Genomic DNA, 24,361 nt, shown 5'->3' on the forward strand with positions numbered 1-24,361 from the left:
GTCGGACAGCAGGCCGAAGACGTCGGCCGTGTCGGCCAGGTCCTCGGCGGCGGGCATGCGCTCGTGCACGGCGGCGACCCGGTCGGCGTCGACCACCTTGACGGTACAACCGTCGACGGCCAACACATTCTCGCCTGAAGAGCTGTTCATATGTGTATTGTGTCGTTGATGTGGCAAATGTCAATGAGCGCGCCGGGCGGACGGCACGGTCGCGCCGGACATGGCCGTGCCCATGCCGTGCCGAGGGGCCTCGATCCGGCCGCCGAGGCTGCCGCGCAGGCGCTGTAGCAGGTCGGGCGAGGAGACCACCGTCCAGCGCACGCCCACCAGGTAGGTTCCGCCGTACATCTGGGCGTAGTCGAGCCAGTCGCGGGTGCCCTTGTCGGTGACGAAGGTGACGATGACGTAGCGGCCGGTGGAGGCCGTACAGGCGGCCTGCCGCAGTTCCGCTGCGTCCACCTGGATGGCCGGCGGACAGCCGATCGTCGTCGCGATCTCCTCCAGGCTCAGCGCGCGCGTCGCGGGCACGGGCGGGGCGCCCGCCGGGGCCCCGTGATGGGCCGCCGGGCCGTTCCGGGACGCGCCGCAGCCTGTCAGCGCGACGGCGGCCAGTACGACCACGGCCCACCGCCAGGCCGAGGTCTTCCGGAACACGATGAAGCCGTCCATTGCCAACCTGCCCGACGAAGAGGATTCGCTGCCCTGTCGTGGCGAGGTACGCACGCCGGACGAACAAGGTTCGACGCACGCGGGCAGACCCATCTGAACATATGTACAGATGTTTGAGTCGTTGCGTGGTCGGGGAGTACCAATCTGTCGCCTCTTCAGGAGGTCTCGATGAATCCCAGATTTCTGCGCGCGATCGTGCTGGTCGCCGCCCTTGTCACGATCTCGCCTCCCGCCGCGCCGCCCGCCCCCGCCCTGGCCCGGCGAACCGTCCCCGTCCCGGCCGTCTCCGTGCCGGTCGTCCCCGTGCCGGTTGTCTCCGTGCCGGTCGTCTCCGTGCCGGTCGCCGCCAGGACGCACGCGCAGGGGCGGGTGACGGCCGGTCGTGCCGCGCTGGCCGTACGGGTCGGGCCCGGGGCCGGATTCGCCGTCATCCGCCGATGCCCGCCCGGCAGCCTCGTGGACCTCGCCCGCGAGGTGCGCGGCGGCCGCATCCACGGCGATCCGCGCTGGTACCGCCTCGCCGACGGGCCCGGGTTCGTCCCGGCCTATTACGTTCTCAGCGGTACCCGCCTCCCCGGGGCGCGTACGGACGCCGTCCCCGCGAAGGCCGTCACCGCCGGGAAGACCTCATGGCGCCGCTGAGCCGCCGCGACGCGCTGCGGCTCGGCGCGACCGCCGCGCTCGCCGCCGCGATGCCCCTCTCGCCATCACCCGCCGTGGCGGTGTCGTCCGGGACCGACGCCCAGAGCCTGGACACCGCCGGACGCGTCCTGCTCCGGGGCGGACGCCTCCTGCACAGCACCGTTTTGCAGTCCTTCGCCTTCGACGAGCGGAACGGGCACCTGTACGCGCTGCAACTCATGCAGGGCGGCGTACGCCTGGACGCCGAACGCGGCGCCCGCACCCACGCCCAACGGGCCCGGCGCGGCGACCTGTGCCTGAACCGGCTGACCCTGGACGGCGTCCTCACCGGCACGATGTACCTGCTGGGCTTCGGCCACGGCGGCGCCCTGGGCGTGCAGCGGACCACGGGCGGCGACACCGTGGTGTGGACCGAGTGGGACGCCAGCCCGGCCTCGGGTTACGGCCGCGGCATCTGCCGTTTCCCCTTCGTCGACGGCGCCGTCCTGACCTCCGCCACCCGCGGCCTGACCGTCTACCGGCCGCTGCCGGGGTCGACCAGCAACGCCCCCACCGTCGATCCCGGCACCGGCCGGTTGCTGCTGCGCTACAAGCTCGCGGGCACGCCCCGCTTCCGGCTCCTGGACACGGGCCGCCTGGCCGCCGGCGACCTCCGCCCGCTCGCCGACCTGCCGCAGCCGGGCGCCGGCCTCGGGCTGCCGTTCCAGGGCATGGCCCTGCGCGGGGACCACGCCTACCAGCTCCTCGGCAGCGCGTACGGGCCCGCCAACCCCAGGAGTTCGCGCGGGAACATCCGCCTGTACCGCCTGCACCTGCCCAGCGGGAAGGTGGAGCAGCACTTCCTGGACGCCACCGCCAGGGATCTCGTGCCCCGCGAACCCGAAGGGCTCGCCGTGCTCGTGTCGCCCGGCGCCGGTCCCCTGTTGTGCATGGGCCTGACCCGGGGGCCCGTACGCGACAAGTCCTTCTCCCTCTACGCCCGGCCCGTCGCCTGAGCGCCCGGTCCGGCGTCCGCGTCAGGCGATCCAGCGGGCGGCGAGCAGGCCGGAGGCGGCGGTGAGGACGGCGGCGGCGACGACCGTGGCGTCGAGGCCGAGCGCGTCGGCGAGGACGCCGGCGACGAGGGCCCCGGCGGCGTAGCCGATGTCGCGCCAGAAGCGGTAGGCGCCCAGCGCGTTGGCCCGCCAGGCGGGGTGGGCGTGGTCGGAGACGGCGGCGATGAGGGCGGGGTAGACCATGGCGGTGCCGAGCCCGAGGGCTACGGCGGACAGGATCCCGGCGAGCAAGGGGTTGTCCAGCAGGACGAGGGCGAGGACGAGTCCGGCGGCCTGGACGAGCATGCCGGTGACGATGAGCGGTTTGCGGCCGAGGCGGTCGGCGAGGTGGCCTGCCGGGATCTGGCCGATGCCCCACAGGAGCGGGTACAGGCCCTTGATCAGGCCGACGGCGGCCAGGCCGAGGCCGTGGTCGGTGAACAGGAGGGGGAAGACTCCCCAGGTGAGGCCGTCGTTGAGGTTGTTGACGAGCCCCGCCTGGCTGACGCCGCGCAGCGACCGGTCGCGCCAGGACGTACGGGCGAACGCGGCCGCCAACCCGACACGCTCGCCGGCGGGCGGCGGGTGCCGTTCGAGCTCCAGGGCCACGTGGGCGGCGGTGTCGCGGACCACCAGGGCCAGGGCCAGTCCGGCCGCGACGAAGACGACGCCGACGAGTTCGGGGACGGGACGCAGCCCGTAGCCGGTGGCGAGGTAGCCGGTGAGCAGGGCGGTGGCGCCGACGGCGGTGTACCCGGCGGCCTCGTTGAGACCGGTGGCCAGGCCGCGCCGGGCGGGCCCGACGAGGTCGATCTTCATGTTGACGGTCATCGACCAGGTCAGGCCCTGGTTGAGGCCGAGCAGCACGTTGGCCGCCACGATCCACCCCCAGGAGGGCGCCCAGGCCAGGGCGAACGGGACGGGGACGCCGATCAGCCAGCCGGCGACGAGGAGCTGCCTGCGGCGGAAGCGGGCGGTCAGGGCTCCGGCGGCCAGGTTGGTGAGCGCCTTGGTGAGGCCGAAGGCGACGATGAAGGAGAAGACGGCGAGGTCGCTGGTCAGGCCGAAGGTCTCGGTGCCGATGAGCGGGACCGTGGTGCGTTCCAGGCCGACCAGGCCGCCGACGGCGACGTTGACGACGACCAGCAGGGAGAACTGGAGCCGGTTCTCCCGGAGCCCGAGGCGTACGGGCGGGGCGGACGCGGGGGTGGTCTTCACGGGCGGGTGTTCCTTCGTGCCTGAAGCGAGGTCGAGGGGTGTCCTGAGCGGAGGCGACGTATGACCAGGTCACCATACCCCCCCAGGTATTCTGGTGGGGAACCACGGGATACCTGGGGGGGTATTTGACAGGTTCCTCCAGAACAACCTACTGTCGGGTACGTAGATACCCGAGGGGGTATCACGGCCGGGGCCGCCCACGGCGCGCCGTCCGTATCCGGGCCCCTCTCGCCCCTCCGGGGGGCGCGTTTCCGCACGAAGGAAAGGGACTGCTGTGTTCTTCACCCAGTACTACCTGGACTGTCTCTCGCAGGCGTCGTACATGATCGCCGACGAGCGGACCGGCCGGGCGGTGGTCGTCGACCCCCGCCGGGACGTCTCCGAGTACCTGGCCGACGCCCGCGCGCACGGCTTCACCGTCGTGGGCGTCGTCAACACCCACTTCCACGCCGACTTCGTCGCCGGCCACCTGGAGATGGCCGACAACACCGGCGCCTGGATCGGCTACGGCCGGCGCGCCGAGACCGAGTACCCGACCCGCAAGCTCGCCGAGGGTGAGCGGATCTCCCTCGGGGACGTCACCCTGGAGATCATGGAGACGCCCGGGCACACCCCGGAGTCGATCAGCGTCCTGGTCTACGAACGGGCCGGGGACCCGGTCCCGTACGGGGTGCTGACCGGCGACGCGCTGTTCATCGGGGACGTCGGCCGCCCCGACCTGCTCGCCTCCGTCGGCGTGACCTCCGGGGAACTGGGCGCGATGTTGTACGACAGCGTGCAGAACAAGCTCATGGGCCTGGCCGACGAGGTGCGGGTCTTCCCCGCGCACGGCGCCGGCTCCGCCTGCGGCAAGAACCTCTCGACCGAGCGGCAGTCGACCATCGGCGAGCAGCGGGCCACCAACTACGCCTGCGCGCCGATGGACCAGGACACGTTCGTCGCGCTCGTCACCGCCGGACAGCCGGCCGCGCCCGGCTACTTCGCCTACGACGCCGAGCTCAACCGCAAGGACCGGGCCCGCTACGACGCCTCGGCGGCCCCGCGCCCGCTGGCCCTCGCCGAGTTCACCGGGCTGCGGGCCACCGGGACGGTCGTGGTGGACGCCCGCGACCCGCAGGACTTCGCCGCCGGGCACCTGCGTGGCGCGGTGAACGTGCCCGCCGACGGGCGCTTCGCCGAACAGGCGGGCACCGTGCTCGACCCGGCCGCCGAGCTGGTCGTCCTGGCGCCGCAGGACCGGGAGGAGGAGGTCGTCACCCGCCTCGCCCGGATCGGCTTCGACCGCGTCGCGGGCTACCTGCGCAACCCCGAGGACGCGCTGCGGAGGCTCGCCGACGAGGTCGCCCCGGCCAGCCGCCTGACCGCCGCGCAACTGCGCGCCGCCCTCGCCGGCGACACCCCGCCCGTCGTCGTGGACGTCCGCACCGACGGCGAGCGCGAGGCGAACGGGTTCATCGGCTCGGCCGTGCACATCCCCCTGAGCGAGCTGCCCGCGCGCAGCAGTGAACTGCCCGCCGACCGGCCGCTGGTCCTGCACTGCGCGGGCGGCCACCGGTCCTCCATCGCGGCGAGCCTGCTGCGCCACCGCGGCTTCCGGGACGTCTCCGACGTCCTCGGCGGTTACGCCGCCTGGGCCCTGTCGGCGGCCCCGGCCGCCGCCTGACCGACTCCCACTCCTGGCCCCGCCCTGCCCTGCCCTGCCCGCAGGGGCTTCGCACGATACCCCCCTGGGTATTTTCGTACCATCGAAATGGAATCTCGCATGAGCACCACTCCCTCCCTGTCCCTCTCCCCCGCCGTGCTGCATCGGCTCGTCCAGGAGGGGCGGGCGCCGCGCCTGCTCGACGTGCGCACGCCCGCCGAGTTCCGTACGGCGCACATCCCGGGCTCGTACAACGTGCCGCTGGCGACCCTGCGCGAGCACCGGGCCGAGCTGACGGCCCACCTCGACGAGGACGTCGTGCTCGTCTGCCGTTCCGGAGCCCGCGCCGCCCAGGCCGAGCAGGCCCTCGCCGAGGCCGGCCTGCCGAACCTGCGTGTCCTGGAGGGCGGCGTCGTCGCCTGGGAGGCCGCCGGCGCGCCGGTCGAGCGGGGGCCCGAGCGGTGGGACATGGAACGCCAGGTCCGGCTCGTGGCGGGCTCGATCGTCCTGGTCACCGGCCTCGTCGGGGTGTTCGTGCCCGGCGCGCACCTGATCGGCACCGCGATCGGCGCCGGCCTGACGTACGCGGCCGTCAGCAACTCCTGTGCCATGGGCGTCCTGCTGTCGAGGCTGCCGTACAACCGCGGGCCGCGTCCCGACATCCGCACGGTGATCGCGGAGCTGCGGAGCACCTCGTGACCGCTCTGGTCGTCGCGGCGTCCCTGCTCGTCGGCGTCAGCCTGGGCGTGCTCGGCGGCGGCGGCTCGATCCTGACGGTGCCGATCCTGGTCTACCTGGCCGGGCAGGGCACCAAGGAGGCCATCGCCACCTCGCTGTTCGTGGTCGGCGTCACCAGCCTGGCCGCGCTGGTCCCGCACGCGCGGGCCCGGCGGATCCGCTGGCGCACCGGGCTGCTGTTCGGCGCGTTCAGCATGGCCGGGGCATACGGCGGCGGCCGGCTGGCCGAGTACGTCCCCGGCACGGTCCTGCTCATCGCCTTCGCCCTGATGATGCTGGCCACGGCGGTCGCGATGCTCCGCGGGCCCCGGCGCGCCCGCGAGCGGGCACGGCCCGCCGACCTGCCCCTGAAGCACATCGCGGTGGAGGGCCTGGTCGTCGGCGCGGTGACCGGGCTGGTCGGCTCGGGCGGCGGTTTCCTCGTCGTCCCGGCCCTGGCCCTGCTCGGCGGGCTGCCGATGGGCGTCGCGGTCGGCACCTCGCTGCTCGTCATCGCGATGAAGTCCTTCGCCGGGCTCGCCGGGCACCTGGCGGGCGTCGCGATCGACTGGCCTCTCGCCCTGACCGTGACGGCCGCCGCGGTGGTCGGCAGCCTGGCCGGCGGCCGGCTCGCGGGCCGCATCCCCCAGGACGCGCTGCGCACGGCGTTCGGCTGGTTCGTCGTCGTCATGGGCGTCTTCGTGCTCGTCCAGCAGCTCGACGCCGCCGTCTGGACGCATCCGGTCACGTGGGCGGGGGTGGGGGCCGTACTGGCCGCGGCGGTCGCCGCCCGGTGGCGGGCCGCGAGATCGGCCCGCGCGCACGCGCCGACGACGACACCGGGCTCGCCATGCGGATAGACGACGACTCGACGCGACCTGTCCTGAACCGCCTGCGACGGGCCCAGGGGCAACTCGCCGCCGTGATCGCGATGGTGGAGTCGGGCCGCGACTGCAAGGACGTCGTGACCCAGCTCGCCGCCGTCTCCCGGGCGCTGGACCGGGCCGGGTTCACGATCGTGGCGAGCGGGATGCGTCAGTGCCTCACAGGCGGCCCGGACGGCCCGCCGATGACACAGGAGGAGCTGGAGAAGCTCTTCCTGACCCTCGCCTGATCCGTGCTCATGGAACGACGTCCGGCCGCAACGCCGCCGCGCCGCGCAGGTAGACGTGCCGGATCGCGGAACGCGGGCGTCCGGTCTCGACGTGGGCCGGCAGCCGGACCACCCGGGGCAGCGCCCCCGGCACGGCGATCTCGGTCGCGCAGAGCAGCGGCACGTCGTGGAAGCCGAGCTTGCGCGCCGCCACAGCGGGGAACTCGGCGGTGAGGTCGGCGCGGGCGGCGGCCGGGCCGGACCGCTCCCGTCCGGCGAGCGGGTGGCCGGGGACGTAGGAGGTCAGGTCGCAGCCGAGCCGCCGCGCGTCGGCGATCGGATCGACCTTGACGCTGGCCACGTCGGTGTACGCCCGCGCGGCCCCCCGCCGCTGCAACTCGGCCAGCCGCTCCCCCACGACGTGCGGCGGTACGGCGATCAACGCCAGGTCCACGCCCTGGCCGGTCCGCTCCTGGCCCGCGCCGAGCTCCCGCGCCAGCCGTACGGCATGCGCGTCGACGTCGGAGAGGTGGACCGCGACCCCCTTCTCGCGGAGGGCCGGCGCGACCGAGGTGCCGATCAGTCCGGTGCCGACGACGAGCGCCGTCTCCATGGTCACCGCTCTTTCCTACGCCCGCCCGCCGGGCGATGTCCAGGCGCGGGAGTTGGGCGCCGGGGCCGGCCCCCGGGTCACAGCTGGCCGCCGTTCTCCAGGATGTAGCCGATGCCGGGGTGGGGGCGCCGTGGTGGCGGCGTGCCGCAGGCGTCGGGGCGGTACTCGAAGTGCCACCACTCGTTGTCGTACATGCGGTAGAGGTCGTAGCGGGCGCCGTGCTCCTCCAGCCAGCGCGCCCCCTCGTGCGGGCGGACGTCCAGCGCGATGCCCCTGACGTGGCTGGACTCCGCCGGCGGCAGCACGAGCATCCGTGCCGTGGCCGGGGAGCCGGTGCGGCGCACCTCCTCGTCGAACATGCGCTGCTGGACGACGGCGTCGCGGTACCCCGAGGTGAGGCCGAGGAGCTGGCCGTGACCCCAGAGCGCCTCGGTGCGCGCCGCTTCGAAGGCCGTCCTGGCGCCCGCGTCGAGCCCTCTCAGGTCCTCGGCGGGGAACCGCATCCATAACGCCCAGCGGCAGGCCCGTTCCCTGGCGCGGCCGGGACCGCGGACGAACGCCGCGGGCAGCAGGAGCACGGCGAGCACCAGCGTGAGCGCGGCGTACAGCCGGTCCCTGGGCCGTGGTGGGATGGTCCGTGGTCCGTTCATGCCGACAACGATTGGCGCCGAATGTGCGCGCGTTGTCCCCCGCATGTCATGGTTTGTCGACGGCGAGCACCGTCGGCCGCAACCGTGACACGACCATGACACGGCGCGGACAGTGCGCGGACACAGCGGGCCGACAGTGGATCTGACCAGCGGTGACCTATGGAGCGTGCGGTGAAACTCGGCGGCGTGTCGCGAGTGTTGTTGATCGAGGACGACCCGGCCGTACGGGAGGGCCTCGACCTGGCCCTGACCCGGCACGGCCACCGGGTGCGCACTGCGGAGTCCGGCGAGCTGGGGCTCGACCTGATCCGTATGGACCTGCCCGACGTCGTCGTGCTCGACCTGATGTTGCCCGGCATGGACGGGTTCGAGGTCTGCCGCCGCATCCGGGTCATCGGCGAGGTGCCGATCATCATGCTGACCGCGCGCGGCGACGACATGGACGTCGTGGCCGGGTTGGAGGCGGGCGCCGACGACTACGTGGTCAAACCGGTGCAGCCCAGGGTGCTGGACGCCCGCATCCGCGCGGTGCTCCGGCGGATCGGCCGGGATCAGGCGGAGCTGGAGCGCTACGGGGACCTGACCATCGACCGGGCCGGACTGGTGGTCGCCAACCGCGGCGAGCCGGTCAACCTCGCCCCGACCGAGCTGCGCCTGCTGCTGGAGCTCTCCGGCACGCCGGGCCGGGTGCACAGCCGCCAGCAACTGCTGGAGTCGGTCTGGGAGCACGGATACTTCGGCGACTCGCGGCTCGTGGACGCCTGCGTGCAGCGGTTGCGCGCGAAGATCGAGGACGACTCGACCGCGCCCGTCTACGTGCAGACGGTACGCGGGTTCGGGTACCGGTTCGGGCCGGTGTGAGCCTCCGGTGACGTCTCGGCCGACTCTGGGACTGCGGGCCCGGCTGCTGTTCGCGTTCGCGCTGCTGTCCGTCGTCACCGCGGCGGCGGTGGCCGGCGGGATCTACGTCAAGGCCCGCAACGCCATCCTCCAGGCGACCCAGGACACCGCGGTGCAGGCGATGACGAACCGCCTGGACGCGGTCTTCCCGTTGCGGAGCGCGACGCCGGACCCGGCCGAGCTCGGCGAGATCGCCCGGACCGTGACCGACAGGAACAGCTCCGCGGTCGCCGTCTTCGGCGCGGCGCGCTCACCGGGCGGCCTGGACCTCGCCCTGGTCCCCCGGCAGGTACGGCGGGCCGTGGCCGACGGCGAGGTCGCCTGGCAGCGCGTGATCTGGCAGAACGCGCCCATCCTGATCATCGGCACGCCGCTGCTGATCGTGGAGGGGGACCGGCCGACGCGCCTGTCCGGCATCGAGGTCTACACCGCGCGCAGCCTGCTCGGCGAAGAGCGCAGCGTCGACGGGCTCGCCGCGTCCGCCTGGCTGATCGGCGGGGCGGCCCTGGCGTTCGCGGTCGTCCTCGCGCTGCTGGCCACCCGTGGCGTGCTGCGTCCGGTACGCGAGCTCGGCCGGGCGGCCCGCCTGCTGGGCGAGGGCGAGCTGCGTACCAGGATCGCGGTCACCGGCTCCGACGAGCTGGCCGAGCTGGCACGCACGTTCAACAACACCGCCGCCGAGCTGGAACGGCACGTCAGGCAGCTGCGCGAGATGGAGGCCGACGCCCGGCGGTTCGTGGCCGACGTCTCCCACGAGCTGCGCACCCCGCTGGCCGCGCTCACCGCGGTCGCCGACGTCCTCGACGAGGACTCGACGCGGCTGCCCGAGCCAGCCGGACGGGCCGCCCGGCTGGTCAGCCAGGAGACGCTCGCCCTGACCGGCCTGGTGAACGACCTCATCGAGATCAGCCGGTTCGACTCCGGCGTCGCGGCCCTCGCGCTGAACGAGGTCGACGTCGCCGAGCTGGTCCACGCGACCCTGCGGGCCCGGGGCTGGTCGGACTCGGTCCAGACGGAGCTGCCGCCCGAGGTGACGGCACGGCTGGACCCGCGCCGCATGGACGTCATCCTCGCCAACCTGGTCGGCAACGCCCTGCGGCACGGCGAGCCGCCGGTGTCCGTACGTCTTTCCTCCGGCCCGCGATGGATCGAGCTTGAGGTCCGCGACCATGGCCCCGGCCTGGAGGAGGCGGTTTTGCCGCACGTGTTCGACCGGTTCTACAAGGCCAGCGCGGCCAGGGCCAGGTCCGAGGGCAGCGGCCTCGGCCTGGCCATCGCGCGGGAGAACGCCCGCCTGCACCGGGGCGACCTCACCGTCGCCAACGCCCCGGACGGCGGCGCCAGGTTCACGTTGCGCCTGCCCCGCGTGGCCCAGGAGCCGGACGGGGAACCCGCGTGAGGGCCGGGCTCGCCCGCCGCCTGCTCGCCGCGGGCCTCGTGCCGCTCGCCGTCCTGACCGGCTGCGGCGTACGGCCGAGCGGCGTCATCACCGGCGGCGCCCCTCCGAAGGGGGCCGTCGTGCCGACCTCGACGGTCACCCTCTTCCTGGTGAAGAACGGCCGGGTCAGCGCGGTGACGCGGCTCGGCGGCCGGCTGTCGCAGGCGGACCGGCTCACGCTGCTGGCGGCCGGGGCCACCGACAGGGAGCGGGCGCACGGGCTCACCACCGACGTGCCGCCCGAGGCGGGCCCGTTCTCGGTGTCCTCCGACCCGGCCGGTCAGTTGGTGGTGACCCTGGCGACCCCGGCCGGCGAACTGTCCACGCTGGCCGTCGAGCAGATCGTGTGCACGGCCTCCGTGCCGGCGCCGGAAGGCCCTGTCAGGGTCACCGTCGCCGGCGGCGGCCAGAAGGTCGGCCCCCGGCAGTGCCGGAGCATGGGCCGTCCGGGAGAGCCGGGATGACCAGAAAGTGGACAGCGAATGGGCTGGGAACCGATCAGGCCGAGCATTCAGACTCATCGGGTCCATCGAGGCGGCCGTACCGGCGCCGCCGGCGAACTCCAGGGCAGGAAGGGCTGATCGCGATCATGACAGAACGGCTGCGCGTGGCCGTGCTGGCCGGCGGGCCGTCCCCCGAGCACGAGGTGTCGCTCCAGTCGGCGCAGGCGGTGCTCGACGCCCTGCCGAAGGACCGGTACGCGCCGTTCCTCGTCGTCGTCGACCGGCAGGGCAGATGGCCGCTCGACCTGTCCGCCGACGTGGCCGACGTGGTCTTCCCCGTGATGCACGGCCCGTACGGCGAGGACGGCGTCATCCAGGGGCACCTGGAGGTGCTCGGCCTGCCGTACGTGGGCTGCGGGGTGCTGGCCTCGGCCGTGGCGATGGACAAGGTCGCGATGCGGCGCTCGTTCCTGGCCGAGGACGTCCCCGTCACCCCGCACGTCTGGTTCACCGAGCACGACTGGCGCGGCACGACCGACCCGTGGAGCCTGGTGAAGTCACTGGAATGGCCGATGTACGTCAAACCGGCCAACATGGGCTCCTCCATCGGCATCTCCCGCGTCACCTCCGTCGAGGAGCTGCGCGCGGGCGTCGAGCTGGCCCTCACCTACGACCGGGTGGTGCTCGTCGAGCAGGGCGTGCGGGCCCGCGAGCTGATCTGCGGCGTGCTCGGCGACCACGACGAGCCGGAGGCGTCGGTGGTGGGAGAGCTGCTGGTGAGCGGCGACTGGCTCGACTACGAGACCAAGTACCTCAGCCGGGCCGAGATCGCCACGATCCCGGTGGCGCTGCCCGAACGGGTCGCCGACGAGGTGCGCGAGTTGTCGTTGCGCGCCTACCGGGCGATCGGCGGCTACGGCCTGTCCCGCGTGGACTTCCTCTACCAGGAGGAGACCGGCCGCCTGTACGTGCTGGAGATCAACACCATGCCCGGTTTCACCCCTCGTTCCGTCTATGCCAGGGCCTGGGGGGCGGGCGGCGTCCCGTACCCGGACCTGCTGGGCCGGCTCATCGACCTGGCGCTGGCCAGAAGCGGCGCATGAGCCGCCCCTGCGACCCGGCGCCGACCAGGAGTACTCCATGATCCCCATGACGCTGGCCGAGATCGCGCGTGTCGTCGACGCCGGCCTGCACGACGTGACCGCCCCCGAGGCGCTGGTGACCGCGCCCGCGGCGGTGGACTCCCGCGAGGTGAGGCCGGGCGGCCTGTTCGCCGCCACCGCCGGCGCCCGCGTGGACGGCCACGACTACGCGGGCAGAGCCGTGGCCGACGGCGCCACGGCCGTGCTGGCCACCCGTCCCGTGGGCGTGCCCGCGCTGGTGGTCGAGGACGTGCAGCGGGCGCTGGGCCTGCTGGCCGGGCACGTGCTCGCCCGGCTCGACCCGACCGTGATCGCGCTGACCGGTTCCGTCGGCAAGACCACGACCAAGGACCTGCTGGCCCAGATCCTCGAACCGGACGCCCCGACGATCGCGACCGACCGCTCGTTCAACAACGAGCTGGGGCTGCCGCTCACCGTGCTGCGCGCCGATCCGGCGACCCGCTACCTGGTGCTGGAGATGGGCGCGGGCCGGAAGGGCGACCTGACGTACCTGACGGGGATCGCGCCGCCGCACCTGAGCCTGGTGCTCAACGTCGGCGCCGCGCACATCTCGCGGATGGGCGGCGGGCTGGCCGACGTGGCCGCCGCCAAGGGCGAACTGGTCGAGGCGCTGACCCCCGACGGGTACGCGCTGCTCAACGCCGACGATCCGTACGTCCTGGGCATGGCCGAGCGCACCCGGGCCCGGATCGTGTTGTACGGCACGGCGGCCGACGCCCACGTACGGGCCGAGAACGCGTCGATGGGCGAGCTGGCCAGGCCCGCCTTCGACCTGGTGACACCCTCCGGACGCGCCCGGGTCGAGCTGGGCCTCATCGGCGAGCACCAGGTCGCCAACGCGCTGGCCGCCGCCGCGGCCGCGTACGCGCTGGGGTTGTCCGCCGAGCGGATCGCCGCCAGGCTCACGGCGGCCGGGCCGCGCTCCTCGGGCCGCTTCGAGGTGTTCGACCGGCCGGACGGCGTCACCGTGATCAACGACGCCTACAACGCCAACCCGGAGTCCATGCGGGCCGGGTTACGCGCGTTCAGGGCGCTGGCCGGCGACCGCCGTACCGTCGCCGTGCTCGGCGGGATGGGACAGCAGGCGGACGCCTCGCGGGACCGGCACGCGCAGGTGGGGCGGCTGGTGGCCGAGCTGGGCATCGACGTGCTGATCGCGGTCGGCGACGACGACCCGCGGGCCACGGCCGCGGCGGCCGGGGACGCCGGCCTGGGCGTGAGCGTGTACACGGCGGACGACGTGGCCGAGGCCGTCACCCTGGCCACAGGGTTGATCGAACCAGGTGATCTGGTGTTCGTGAAGGCGTCCAGTGAATACGGCCTGAGTGCTTGTGCGATTGCGCTGGCCGGTTCTTGATCGGACAGCTTGACCCTGTATTGACGGTTGATATATGCCGTTGCAATGGCGCGGGAATCGCCGTACGGGTTAACACCGCATTCGGTGATCTTCTATCGCGACGTGCACCGATACCACGCTTCTCTGATTTATTGCGATTTGCAGCATGACACAGGGAATCTCGCGACTTTCCGGCGCTAGAGTCATCGGTATGCCACCTACCATTGATTCCGGGTCGGGGTTACCGGAATGGCCTCTGGGCTGCCTGGTATGAGATCCGCAGTGATCTGCGAGGTCGGTGAAGAGGGACAACCCGCCGGGCGCTTGGAAGGGCGTCTCCAGGCGGCCAGGCAGCGCGCCTTCGTCGGGCGGAAGGCGGAACTCGCGGCCTTCGACGAGGCGCTGCACAGCGGCGGCAGGGTGCTGTTCGTGCACGGTCCCGGCGGCATCGGCAAGTCGGCGCTGCTGAGACGCTACGCCCAGCGGGCCGCCGAGGCCGGCCGCAATGTGATGACGCTGGACGGGCGGCTGCTCGACCCCTCCCCCGCGGCCTTCCTGGCCGAGACCGGGCCGATGCTCGCCGACGAGCGCGCCGTGCTGCTGGTCGACACCTTCGAACGCCTCCAGGGCCTGGAGGGCTGGCTGCGCGAGCGGTTCCTGCCGGGGCTGCCGGTCGGCGCGCTGGTCGTGGTGACCGGACGGGTGCCCCCGGACATGGTGTGGCAGGCCGATCCCGGCTGGGCCGACCTCCTCCAGGTCATCGCGCTGGGCGAACTGGAGCCCGAGGACGCCGCCGCGCTCCTGGACTCCCGCGGCGTGGCCGGCGACCTGCTCGACCCGCTGCTCGCCTTCGCCGGCGGGCACCCGCTCGCCCTGTCGCTCGGGGCCGCGGTGGCGGTCAGGGACAGCGCCGCCGGGTCCCGCTGGGCGCCCACCCACGACGTGGTCGCGACCCTGCTCGACCAGCTCGTCGGCGAGGTGCCCGGTCCCGCGCACCGGCTCGCCCTGGAGGTGTGCGCGCACACGTACATGACCACGCAGGACGTGCTGCGCACGGTCCTGCCCGACGAGGACGCGGCCGAGCTGTTCTCCTGGCTGCGGCGGCTGCCGTTCGTCGAGTCGAGCCCGCTCGGGCTCTATCCGCACGACGTCGTACGCGAGATCCTCGAGGCCGACCTGCGCTGGCGCGACCCGCAGGGCTACGCCCGCATGCACCGGCTCATCAAGGACCGCCTCACCCGGCAGATCCGCGCCGCCGACGACGCGGACGTGCTCGGAGCCGTCGGCTCGCTGTTCTACCTGCACCGCGGCGAGGGCAGGACCCCCGAGCCGCATTTCTGGCACGGCGAGGACGAGGTGTACGAGACCGTCCTGCACCCCGAGGACGCCGACGACCTGCTGCGCCTGGCCGCCGAGTGGGACCCCGCGACGGTGTCGGCCGTCTCCCACTGGACGTCCGGGCAACCTCAGGCGTTCCGCCTCTACCGGCGCACCGCGACCGGCGAGCTGGCCGGCGCCAGTGCCTGGCTCTGCGTGGACGATCTCTCGAAGACGGACGCGCGGGCGGACCCGGTCGTCGCCGCCGCCTGGGACACCGCCCGCGCCACCGCGCCGCTGCGGCCCGGCGAGCACCTGGCCGTCAACCGGAGCTGGGTGCGCAGGCGCGACCGGGGCGCCTCGCCGGTGACGGACCTCATCCGATGGCGGGCCGTGGGCTGGTGCCTGCGCTCGGAACGCATGGCCTGGTCGTTCATGGCCGTCCGCGGCGACGACCCCTTGAACGGGCACTCCGGGTACTACAACATGCACGACCTCGGCGACCACGCGCGCGAGGGGGACGTCGAGTACGTCCTGCTCGCCCACGACTGGCGGGCCGTACCGGCGCAGGTCTGGCTGGAACGGCTGCTGCCGGCCGGCACGCACGAGGTTCCGGCCAGGCCCGAGCCGGAGCTGGCGGTGATGTCGGAGGCGGAGTTCACCGACGCCGTCCGCAAGGCCCTCCGCCACCTGTCGAAACACCGGGAGCTGGCGGCCAACCCGCTCACCCGCACCAGGCTGCTCGCCGGCCGGGCCGACCCCGTCAGAGCCCTGCGCGAACTGCTCGAAGAGGGCATTCACGACCTGGGCCGGGACCCGCGGGCCGGCAAGCTGCACCGCGCCCTCGACGTCACCTACCTGCGCGGCGCCCCCACCCAGGAGGCCGCCGCCGAACGCCTCGGCCTGTCCTTCACCACCTACCGCCGTCACCTGCTCGCGGGCATCGGCCGCCTGTGCGAGGAGTTGTGGCGCCGCGAACTGCACGGTTCGGCCTGAACGCGGTCGACCCGGCCTGAACGCGGTCGACCGGTCAGCCGATCAACCGGGTCAGCCCGGTCAGCCGATCAACCGGTCAGCCGGTCAGCCGGTCAGGGCGAAACCGGCCGCCGCCTCCGCGTGCAGCCGGGCGCTCGGCAGCAGCGGGATCGCGGTGTCCTTGTCGCTGATCAGCAGCTCGATCTCGGTGCAGCCGAGTATGACGGCCTCGGCGCCCCGGTCGGCCAGACCGGCGATCGTCCGTACGTAGGCGTCCCTGGACGAGGGCCGCAGCACGCCGCGTATCAGCTCCTCGAAGATCACCCGGTGGACCAGCTCGCGCTCCGCGCGCTCCGGTACGAGCACCTCGAAGCCGTGCCCGGCCAGCCGGTCCCGGTAGAAGGGCTCCTCCATGGTGAAACGGGTGCCGAGCAGGCCCACCTTGCGCATGCCCCGCGCGCGGACCTCGGCCCCCACGGCGTCGGCGATGTGCAGCACGGGGACGTGCGTCGCCAGTTCCACCTCGTCGTTCACCCGGCTGAAGGTGTTGCTGCAGATGAGCAGCATCTCGGCCCCCATGGCCTCCAGCCGGACGCCCGCCTCCGCGAGCATCTCACCCACCTCTTTCCACCGGCCGGCGAAGATGAGGTCTTCGACGATCGTGTAGTCGACCGACCAGATCAGGCTGTTGGCGGAGTGACTGCCGCCGAGGCGCTCACGTACGCGCTGGTTGATGATCTGGTAGTAGATGACGGTCGATTCCCAGCTCAACCCGCCGATCAGTCCGATAGTACGCATGGTTCTCCGTCCGTTACCGTCCCGGCAGGCTAGACGGACCCCTTGCTCACTTCGCAGTCCAAAAACTGTCCATTCGTCCGACTTCCCGGGCATTTTGCAACCGCCCAGCGCCCGATCCGCCCGCCGCACCCGTCGCGGGCCGGCCGGACGGCTCGGCGGCTCGGCGGCTCGGCGGACCCGCCATACCGTCGGGGACGATCCGGCGCAACCAGAAGCAGGGGTTCGATGCGCGGGACGCGCCCCGGCACGCCCGGCGGCGAACACACCGGCGGCCACCCGCCCGGCGGACGAAGGACCGGCCGCGATCACCGGCCACGGCTCCCCGTCCCAGGCGGAGCTGTGACAACGGCATCCCCACACGCCCCCCGCGCACGCCCCCTTCACACCCCCGGGGCGCCGGAACGATCTGTCCGGCCATCGTGCCGAGTTACAAAGAAGTAACCATAGAGATACACGGAAGCCGACCCCCGAGAGACCTGATGCACAAATCCTCATATGTCATGAAATATCCCCGGCGTCACGGCGTCCTTCTACCGCGAAGCCGACAACAAGCACGCGCTTCTTAAGCTTTGTCGGGTTACCGTGGATTTCGGGCGGATTAAGCCAGTTAGCTGGCTCCATGTTTCCTGGCAGACAAAGACTCGCCCGTCCTCGGGCCATCCGCCAGGCATATAGTCTGCACCCGTAACCACCGCAGAAAGGCGACAGGCATGAACGACGCGGCCCTTGATCGAGTAAAGCTCATCTTCACCCTGTTCGACGTCAGAGGCGCCGGTTATCTTGAGGCCGACGACTTCGACCTCATGGCCAACCGCGTCGTAGCCGCCTCCCCGCGTTCCACCGAAGCCGCCAAAGGCGCGATCAGAGACGCTTTCCGTCGTTACTGGACGACCCTTGCCTCGGAGCTCGACTCCAACAACGACGGCCGCATCACCTTCGAGGAGTACTGCGCCTGCGTCCTGTCCCCCGAGCGGTTCGACGACGCGCTCGAGGACTTCGCCGAGGCGCTGGCCGAGCTGGGCGACCCCGACGGCGACGGCCTCATCCACCGCACCGACTTCATGGCGCTCATGACCGCCATCGGCTTCAAGCGGCGCAACGTCGACACCCTCTTCGACGCGTTCGGCCCCACCCCCGACGACCAGGTCAAGGTCCCGGTCTGGGCCGAGGGCATCAAGGAGTACTACAGCCCCGAGAAGGCGGAGATCGTGGGCGACCTCCTGGTCGAGGAACCCGACAACTGACGGCCCCGCAGCAGCCGTCGCGTCCGCCTTTCTACGTCATGGGAGCAGCAGCAGTGGAACCAGCCATCGGACTCGCCGTCGGCCGGGGCACCGGCCCCGAGCTCGCGGCCGTCTTCGAGCGAGTGCTGGCCGGGATCTCCGGCGCCTACGGCACGACCGTTGACCTCATCCGGTCGGACCGCACCTACCACTCCTACGTGTCGTTGAAGACCGACGCCGAGGCCGAGAGCGTCCGCGAGATCACCCAGGACGACGCCGACCACTACACGCGGTTCTGCCGCACGCTGGCCGTCGCGGGCGTCCCGGCCGTCTTCCGCACGGCGATCAACGCCCAGTCGCTCTACCTGGTCCGCCGGCGGCTGCAGGCGGCGAAGGTCGACGCCATCCCCACCCCCGAAGGCTCGTTGCTGCTGGTCAGGGATCAGGCCCAGGGCTTCTACACGGGCGAGAACACCCACGTTCCGGGTGCGCTCGTCCGTACGATGGCGTTCAGCAGGGAGATCACCGAGAAGGTCATCACCCTGGCCCTGCGGCGGGCGCGGCAGGAGTGGCCCGACGGCCGGATCGACGAGATCGTCATGGCCTACAAGTTCCACCTGCTCGACGGGGCTCTTGAGGAGTGGGTGTCCGAGAGCGCCGCGCGCCACGGCGTGCACATCGGCCTGTACCAGCCGGACACGGTCAACCGTAACCTCATCGAACGCGGCCCCCGCCCGCGTACGGTGATCATCGCGGGCAACGAGTGGGCCGACATCATGCACGTGGTCCTGCTCGACCGCTTCGGCTCCGAGCGGCAGGAGAACCGCTGCACCGAGAACGTCTACCTCCACCCCGACGCCAACGGCCTGATCGAGTACCAGACCGTCCACGGCTCCGCCGACGACCTGGCCGGGGCCGACAAGGTCAACCCGGTGGCGACCATCCGGGCCGCGGCGGTCATCGCGGAACGGCACGCGGGGTGCGCGGGGGCGGCGCTGATGGTCGAGCGCGGCCTGAGGGCGCTCGGCCGCCACGGCGTCGCCACCCCTGACGCCGGCGGGGCCCATTCCACCACCGCCGTGGTCGACGCCCTGCTCGACGTGCTGGAGCCGGAGAGCAGACCGGTCCTGATGGCGGACTCGTGACCGACGTGCAACACCCGCGGGACCGCGCCGCCCTGGTCGTCGTGGATCTCCAGAACGACTTCTGCGTCGGCCCGACCGCCCGTGCCCGCTACCAGGGTGACCTGGCGACCCTCGACACCGTCGTGGCGAACACCGTCCGAGCCGTCGAGGCGGCGCGGGCGGGCGGCATCGAGGTGGTCTTCGTCCGGTTCACCGGTGACGCCGTGCATCAGGGGGTGAGCTGGCGGCGGCGCGACCTCGCGCTGGGCAAGCCGTCCAAGTGCCTGGAGGGCACGTGGGGCGCCCAGTTCCACGGGGTCGCGCCCGCGCCGGGAGAGGCGGTCTTCACCAAGCGGGCCTGCTTCGACGCCTTCCTCAGCGAGGGGTTCGAGTGGCACCTGCGCGGGCGCGGCATCGACCGCCTGGTGCTCGCCGGTCTGTACACCGACGTCTGTCTCGACTCGACCGCCCGCACCGCGTTCCAGAAAGGGTTCCACATCACGGTGCTGACCGACTGCACCACCAGCCGTCACCTGCCCGACGGCGAGATCCTGCGTTTCATGGCCGCCCTCTACGGCGCCCACCTCACCACCCACGACGCCCCCGCCTCGTGGGTGCCGGAGCAGGCCCGCGTACCCGCCGAGACCACAGCCGGCGAAGGCGCCGCCACCCCGTGAGTCATCCTCACGCAAAGCCCCCGCGAACGGCCGTCCAAACGGCCCCGCGGGCGGCCTTCTAGAACGACCCTGCAGGCGGGCCTTCGGAACGACCCTGCGAACTCCCCTCGAAACAACCCTGCGGACGACCCTCGGACGGTCCTTCGAACCGTCCGGCGTGTCGCCCGCTGTAAGGCTGCAGAAGTGAGCGGACAGGAGAGCAGATGACGCAGACGCGGGACCTCGGTGTCGAAAGCGGGGTCGGCGTGACGGCCCTGATGGTCGCCGCCGCGAGGGCGATCGAGACCCACCGATCCGACTCGCTGGCCGCCGACCCCTACGCCGAGCACTTCGTACGTGCCGCCGCGGCGTCGGTCGCCTGGCCGACCCGTCCGTGGGAGGTGCCCGGCGGCGACGCCGACCCGCTGTGGGGCCGGTTGGGACGGTACTTCGGGCTGCGTACCCGGGTGCTCGACGACTTCCTGCTGCACGCGGCGGCGACCGGCGTCCGGCAGGTGGTCCTGCTCGGCGCGGGGCTCGACACGCGGGCCTACCGCCTGCCCTGGCCCGCCGGGCAGGTCGTGCACGAGGTCGATCGCGGGGGCGTGCTGGAGTTCAAGGATCAGGTGCTCGGCGCGCTCGCCGGCGATCCCTGCGCCCCGGTCCCGATGGCCCCGGCGCCGCGGCGCCGGGTGGTCGCGGCCGATGTGGGCCATGACTGGGCCGGGCCGCTGCTGGCCTCGGGCTTCGACCCGGCCGCGCCGACCGCCTGGCTGGCGGAGGGGCTTCTGCTCTACCTGCCGCCGGAGGTCGAGCTGCGGTTGCTCCGGACGATCGACGACCTGAGCGCCGCAGGAAGTGTCCTGGCCTACGAGGTCAAGTTCGGGTTGGGAACGTTCCAATCCCGCGCCAATCCCGTCTACGCGGCGGCCAGGGAGCAGATCGGCGTCGATCTGCTGGCGTTGTTCGACAGGCGGCCGCGTCCCGACTCCATCGGCCTGCTGGGGAAACTGCGCTGGCATGTCACGGTCCGCACGCCCTACGACTTCGCCCGCTGTCACGGCCGGGGCCCGCGCCCCGAGCCCGACGACGCCCTGGCCACCAACCGCTGGGTATTCGCCGCCAAACCGTAATTCCCCTCCATTTTCACCTTATATCAGACATGCGTCCCTCATGAGGCATCGAAAAGTGCCCCATACTTGCCCGTTGCGAACCGGTCCGACGAACGAGGGAGCGATGGAATTGCGCCACGTCATGGGATTCCAGCAGATCGACTCGACGAACATCGCCGACGTCGGCGGCAAGGGCGTGCATCTGGGCGAGTTGTCGCGGATCGACGGCGTCCGCGTGCCGGACGGCTTCTGCGTCACGACGGACGCCTTTCGCCAGGTCGTGGCCGCGGCGCCGTCGATCGACGCCCGGCTCGACCTGCTGGCGCGGGTCGAACCGGACGACCGCGCCGCGATCGGCACGATCAGCGCCGACGTCCGCCGTGCCATTGAGGGCGTCGAGGTGCCCGGCGAACTGGTGGCGGCGATCGGCGAATCGCTCGCCCGGCTCGGGGAGCACGCCGCCTACGCGGTGCGTTCCAGCGCGACGGCCGAGGACCTGCCGACCGCGTCCTTCGCCGGTCAGCAGGATTCCTACCTGAACGTCACGGGCCTGGAGGCGATCCTGCGGCACGTACGGCTGTGCTGGGCCTCGTTGTTCACCGAGCGGGCGGTGACCTACCGGCGCCGCAACGGCTTCGACGACCGGAAGGTACGGATGGCGGTCGTCGTCCAGCGGATGGTGTTCCCGGACGCGGCCGGGATGCTCTTCACCGCGGACCCGGTGACCTCGAACCGGAAGATCACCACCGTGGAGGCGGGCTGGGGGCTCGGCGAGGCGCTGGTCGCGGGCCTGGCCGCCGGGGACGTCTACACGGTCCGCGACGACCGGGTCAGCACCTCGACGATCGCCACCAAGCCGCATTCCGTCCTGGCCGCGCCGGGCGGCGGCACGCGGGAGGAGCCGGTCGAGCCGGAGCGGCAGAAGAGGCCGGCTCTGACGGACGCGCAGGTCGTGCGCCTGGCGCGGCTGGGCCGGCGGATCGAAGCGTACTTCGGACGGCCCCAGGACATCGAATGGTGCCTGGTCGGCGACGACTTCCACATCGTCCAGAGCAGGCCGATCACCACCCTGTTCCCCGTGCCCGGCACCGATGACGACGACAACCACGTCTACGTCTCGGTCGGGCACCAGCAGATGATGACCGACGCGATGAAGCCGCTCGGGCTCTCCCTGTGGCAGCTGACGACGCCGCGGCCGATGCACGAGGCGGGCGGCCGGCTGTTCGTCGACGTGGCCCCCGTCCTGGCGACGCCGTCGGGTCGCGCGCAGCTCGTCGGGACGCTGGGCAGGTCCGACCCGCTCATCCGGGACGCGCTGCAGACCGTGCTCGACCGCGGCGACTTCGTCCCCTCGCTGCCGGACGACGGTCCGGCCGCCGTACCCGGCGGGAGCCCGGCCGCGCCGATCGAGACCGATCCGGCCGTCGTCACGGAGCTGATCGAACGCGGTCAGGCGTCCCTCGCGACCCTGCGGCGCGAGATCCGGGGCCTGCACGGTACGGCGCTGCTCGACTTCGTCCTGTCCGACATCGGGGAGCTGAAGCGGGTCCTGTTCGAGCCGCGGACCCTCCAGGTGATCATGGCGGGGATGGAGGCGGCCTGGTGGATCAACGATCACATCGAGACCTGGCTGGGCGAGAAGAACGTGGCCGACGTGCTCACGCAGTCCGTCCCGCACAACGTCACCTCGGAGATGGGGCTCGCGCTGCTCGACGTCGCGGACACGATCCGGCCGTACGCGGACGTCGTGGCGTTCCTGCGGCGCGTCGCGGACGAGGGCCGGGAGGGTGACGGCTTCCTCGACGAGCTCGCCGGGCTGCCCGGCGGACCGGCGGCGCGTGACGCCATCCGCGGCTACCTCGACACGTACGGCATGCGCTGCGCGGGCGAGATCGACATCACCAGGACCCGCTGGAGCGAGCGCCCCGCCACGCTCCTGCCCGCAGTCCTCGGCAACGTCAGGAACTTCGCGCCGGGCGCCGGCGAGCAGCGCTTCGAACAGGGACGTCAGGAGTCGCTGCGGAAGGAGGAGGACCTGCTGACGCGGTTGCGCGCCCTGCCCGACGGGGAGCAGAAGGCCGAGGAGACCAAGCGGATGATCGACCGCGTCCGCGCCTTCGCCGGATACCGCGAATACCCCAAGTACGGCATGGTCAGCCGCTACTTCGTCTACAAGCAGGCGTTGCTGCGGGAGGCCGATCGCCTCGTCCGGTCCGGCGTCCTGGGCGAGGTCGACGACATCTACTTCCTCAGGCTGGAGGAGCTGCGGGAGGTCGTCCGCACCGGCGAGGCCGACGCCGAGCTCGTGCGCGGCAGGCGGGAGGCGTTCCGGTCGTACGAGGCGCTCACGCCGCCCCGGGTCCTGACGTCCGACGGCGAGACCGTCACCGGCGACTACCGGCGGGACGACACCCCGCCCGGCGCGCTCACCGGCCTCCCGGTCTCGGCCGGGACGATCGAGGGCCGTGCCCGGGTCGTCATGGACATGGCGCGGGCCGACCTGGAGCCGGGCGACATCCTGGTCACCGCGTACACCGATCCGAGCTGGACCCCCTTGTTCGTCGCCGTCGCCGGGCTGGTGACGGAGGTGGGCGGCCTCATGACGCACGGGGCGGTGATCGCCCGGGAGTACGGCCTGCCGGCCGTCGTCGGGGTCGAGCACGCCACCCGCCTGATCCAGGACGGGCAGCGTATCCGCGTGCACGGCACCGACGGGTACGTCGAACTCCTCACCTGAGCCGCCGCGCCTCCGGCAAGGTCCCGCGCGGGCGGATTCCCAGTGGGTCCTGCCGTGAGCGATGAGTTTCGCGGGCGGGTCCGGTCTGTCCCTTCGTACCGCATGTCGCACCGATCAGTGAGGGATCATGACCGCACACGCCCTACCACCCGTCGTCGACGCCGGCACCTGGCAGCGGCAGCTCGACGAGCTGCGTGCCAGGGAGAAGGCCGCCACGCGGGAGCTCGACGCCATCGCCGCCCAGCGACGCCGGCTGCCGATGGTGCGGATGCCCGACTACACCCTGCGGGGCGAGGACGGGCCGGTCCGGCTGGCGGACGTCTTCGAGGGCCGGCGGCAGTTGATCGTCTACAACCACATGTGGTTCCCGGGCAAGGAGTGGCAGTGTCCGGGCTGCACCGGGTTCACCTCGCAGTTCACCCGGCCGGACTTCCTGGACGCCTACGACGCCCGGTTCGTCGTCGTCACCCAGGGCCCGATCGACGAGGCCCTCGCCTACCGGCGGCGGGTCGGGAACAGGATGACCTGGTACTCGACGGCGGACAGCCCGTTCGGCGCCGACGTGGGCGCGCCGCCCGGGGCCGGGTTCGCCGTGAACGTGTTCCTGCGGGACGGCGACACCGTGTACCGCACCTGGCACACCGACGGCCGGGGCACCGAGCAGCTCAGCCACACCTTCGCGCTGATCGACCTGTTGCCGTACGGGCGGCAGGAGGAGTGGCAGGACTCCCCCGAGGGCTGGCCGCAGTCGCCCGCCTACAGCCGGTGGCCCTCCTCCAAGGACATCGCGAGGCTGTACGGGCCGGACGCCGACCAGGGAATCGGCCCCGCCGAAGAGGTTTAGCGATCTCCGTGCATGTC

Annotated in this window: 23 protein-coding genes; 18 read left to right on the forward strand and 5 right to left on the reverse strand. The window is 72.3% G+C overall.

Annotated features, from left to right (window positions below; all coding sequences use genetic code 11):
- Positions 1-180: 180 nt before the first annotated feature.
- Complete coding sequence (locus IEZ27_RS24825) at positions 181-669, reverse strand: hypothetical protein (protein WP_189649440.1); 489 nt, start codon at positions 667-669, stop codon at positions 181-183.
- Between the two features lie 168 nt (positions 670-837).
- Between IEZ27_RS24825 and IEZ27_RS24830 the strand changes: the two genes are divergently transcribed.
- Both IEZ27_RS24830 and IEZ27_RS24835 read left to right on the forward strand, forming a co-directional pair.
- On the forward strand, positions 838-1,311 hold the full coding sequence (locus IEZ27_RS24830; protein ID WP_189649441.1) for a hypothetical protein: 474 nt from the start codon (positions 838-840) through the stop codon (positions 1,309-1,311).
- Entirely contained in the window at positions 1,299-2,306 is a 1,008-nt protein-coding gene (locus IEZ27_RS24835; RefSeq protein ID WP_189649442.1) for a phage baseplate protein, read from the forward strand. The genes IEZ27_RS24830 and IEZ27_RS24835 overlap by 13 nt, the downstream gene beginning before the upstream one ends.
- A 21-nt stretch (positions 2,307-2,327) precedes the next feature.
- Here IEZ27_RS24835 and IEZ27_RS24840 read toward each other — a convergent pair whose 3' ends face one another.
- Positions 2,328-3,563, reverse strand: coding sequence for an MFS transporter (locus tag IEZ27_RS24840; RefSeq protein ID WP_189649443.1), 1,236 nt, complete (start codon positions 3,561-3,563; stop codon positions 2,328-2,330).
- Between the two features lie 274 nt (positions 3,564-3,837).
- Between IEZ27_RS24840 and IEZ27_RS24845 the strand changes: the two genes are divergently transcribed.
- The 4 genes from IEZ27_RS24845 to IEZ27_RS24860 all read left to right on the forward strand — a co-directional run bounded on the left by IEZ27_RS24845 (position 3,838) and on the right by IEZ27_RS24860 (position 7,036).
- Complete coding sequence (locus IEZ27_RS24845; protein WP_189649444.1) at positions 3,838-5,226, forward strand: MBL fold metallo-hydrolase; 1,389 nt, start codon at positions 3,838-3,840, stop codon at positions 5,224-5,226.
- A 99-nt stretch (positions 5,227-5,325) separates the two neighbouring features.
- The gene (locus IEZ27_RS24850; RefSeq protein WP_189649445.1) at positions 5,326-5,904 is read left to right on the forward strand and encodes a rhodanese-like domain-containing protein; all 579 of its coding nucleotides are present in this window, start codon (positions 5,326-5,328) and stop codon (positions 5,902-5,904) included.
- Positions 5,901-6,782, forward strand: coding sequence for a sulfite exporter TauE/SafE family protein (locus tag IEZ27_RS24855; protein WP_189649446.1), 882 nt, complete (start codon positions 5,901-5,903; stop codon positions 6,780-6,782). The genes IEZ27_RS24850 and IEZ27_RS24855 overlap by 4 nt, the downstream gene beginning before the upstream one ends.
- Positions 6,773-7,036, forward strand: coding sequence for a metal-sensitive transcriptional regulator (locus IEZ27_RS24860; protein WP_125645144.1), 264 nt, complete (start codon positions 6,773-6,775; stop codon positions 7,034-7,036). The genes IEZ27_RS24855 and IEZ27_RS24860 overlap by 10 nt, the downstream gene beginning before the upstream one ends.
- Positions 7,037-7,043: 7 nt before the next feature.
- On the opposite strand, the gene IEZ27_RS24865 is transcribed toward IEZ27_RS24860, so the two are convergent.
- Together IEZ27_RS24865 and vanY-N are read right to left on the reverse strand one after the other, a co-directional pair.
- Positions 7,044-7,628: a chorismate mutase gene (locus tag IEZ27_RS24865; protein ID WP_229824348.1), complete on the reverse strand. Its 585-nt coding sequence runs from the start codon at positions 7,626-7,628 to the stop codon at positions 7,044-7,046.
- Between the two features lie 77 nt (positions 7,629-7,705).
- Positions 7,706-8,278 carry a D,D-peptidase/D,D-carboxypeptidase VanY-N gene (vanY-N, locus tag IEZ27_RS24870; protein ID WP_189649448.1) on the reverse strand — a complete coding sequence of 191 codons (573 nt, stop codon included), beginning with the start codon at positions 8,276-8,278 and terminating at the stop codon, positions 7,706-7,708.
- Positions 8,279-8,464: 186 nt separating this feature from the next.
- Here vanY-N and IEZ27_RS24875 point away from each other — a divergent pair, with 186 nt between their 5' ends.
- From IEZ27_RS24875 to IEZ27_RS24900, 6 genes are all read left to right on the forward strand, one after another.
- Positions 8,465-9,139 (forward strand): response regulator transcription factor, encoded by a 675-nt coding sequence (locus IEZ27_RS24875; RefSeq protein WP_185845168.1) that lies wholly within the window; start codon positions 8,465-8,467, stop codon positions 9,137-9,139.
- Between the two features lie 7 nt (positions 9,140-9,146).
- A complete protein-coding gene (locus tag IEZ27_RS24880; RefSeq protein ID WP_189649449.1) occupies positions 9,147-10,577 on the forward strand; it encodes a sensor histidine kinase in 1,431 nt (476 codons plus the stop codon).
- Positions 10,574-11,080 carry a hypothetical protein gene (locus IEZ27_RS24885; RefSeq protein ID WP_189649450.1) on the forward strand — a complete coding sequence of 169 codons (507 nt, stop codon included), beginning with the start codon at positions 10,574-10,576 and terminating at the stop codon, positions 11,078-11,080. The genes IEZ27_RS24880 and IEZ27_RS24885 overlap by 4 nt, the downstream gene beginning before the upstream one ends.
- Before the next feature lie 125 nt (positions 11,081-11,205).
- Complete coding sequence (locus IEZ27_RS24890) at positions 11,206-12,162, forward strand: D-alanine--D-alanine ligase family protein (protein ID WP_189649451.1); 957 nt, start codon at positions 11,206-11,208, stop codon at positions 12,160-12,162.
- 37 nt (positions 12,163-12,199) lie between these two features.
- Positions 12,200-13,579: a UDP-N-acetylmuramoyl-tripeptide--D-alanyl-D-alanine ligase gene (locus IEZ27_RS24895; RefSeq protein ID WP_189649452.1), complete on the forward strand. Its 1,380-nt coding sequence runs from the start codon at positions 12,200-12,202 to the stop codon at positions 13,577-13,579.
- Between the two features lie 249 nt (positions 13,580-13,828).
- Positions 13,829-15,871 carry an ATP-binding protein gene (locus IEZ27_RS24900; RefSeq protein ID WP_189649453.1) on the forward strand — a complete coding sequence of 681 codons (2,043 nt, stop codon included), beginning with the start codon at positions 13,829-13,831 and terminating at the stop codon, positions 15,869-15,871.
- An 84-nt stretch (positions 15,872-15,955) separates the two neighbouring features.
- On the opposite strand, the gene IEZ27_RS24905 is transcribed toward IEZ27_RS24900, so the two are convergent.
- Positions 15,956-16,648, reverse strand: a complete 693-nt coding sequence (locus IEZ27_RS24905) for an aspartate/glutamate racemase family protein (protein ID WP_189649454.1) — start codon at positions 16,646-16,648, stop codon at positions 15,956-15,958.
- 710 nt (positions 16,649-17,358) lie between these two features.
- Between IEZ27_RS24905 and IEZ27_RS24910 the strand changes: the two genes are divergently transcribed.
- From IEZ27_RS24910 to IEZ27_RS24940, 6 genes are all read left to right on the forward strand, one after another.
- Positions 17,359-17,892, forward strand: a complete 534-nt coding sequence (locus tag IEZ27_RS24910) for an EF-hand domain-containing protein (protein WP_125645217.1) — start codon at positions 17,359-17,361, stop codon at positions 17,890-17,892.
- Between the two features lie 53 nt (positions 17,893-17,945).
- Positions 17,946-19,016, forward strand: coding sequence for an isocitrate/isopropylmalate family dehydrogenase (locus tag IEZ27_RS24915; protein ID WP_189649455.1), 1,071 nt, complete (start codon positions 17,946-17,948; stop codon positions 19,014-19,016).
- Positions 19,013-19,672, forward strand: a complete 660-nt coding sequence (locus IEZ27_RS24920; protein ID WP_229824299.1) for a cysteine hydrolase family protein — start codon at positions 19,013-19,015, stop codon at positions 19,670-19,672. Before IEZ27_RS24915 ends, IEZ27_RS24920 begins: the two co-directional genes overlap by 4 nt.
- Before the next feature lie 203 nt (positions 19,673-19,875).
- Complete coding sequence (locus tag IEZ27_RS24930; protein ID WP_189649456.1) at positions 19,876-20,784, forward strand: SAM-dependent methyltransferase; 909 nt, start codon at positions 19,876-19,878, stop codon at positions 20,782-20,784.
- A 103-nt stretch (positions 20,785-20,887) separates the two neighbouring features.
- Positions 20,888-23,500, forward strand: coding sequence for a rifamycin-inactivating phosphotransferase (gene rph / locus IEZ27_RS24935; RefSeq protein ID WP_189649457.1), 2,613 nt, complete (start codon positions 20,888-20,890; stop codon positions 23,498-23,500).
- Between the two features lie 127 nt (positions 23,501-23,627).
- Positions 23,628-24,344, forward strand: a complete 717-nt coding sequence (locus IEZ27_RS24940) for a DUF899 domain-containing protein (RefSeq protein WP_189649458.1) — start codon at positions 23,628-23,630, stop codon at positions 24,342-24,344.
- Positions 24,345-24,361: the final 17 nt, after the last annotated feature.

This window comes from Nonomuraea spiralis (assembly GCF_014648435.1).
Lineage (GTDB): Bacteria > Actinomycetota > Actinomycetes > Streptosporangiales > Streptosporangiaceae > Nonomuraea > Nonomuraea spiralis.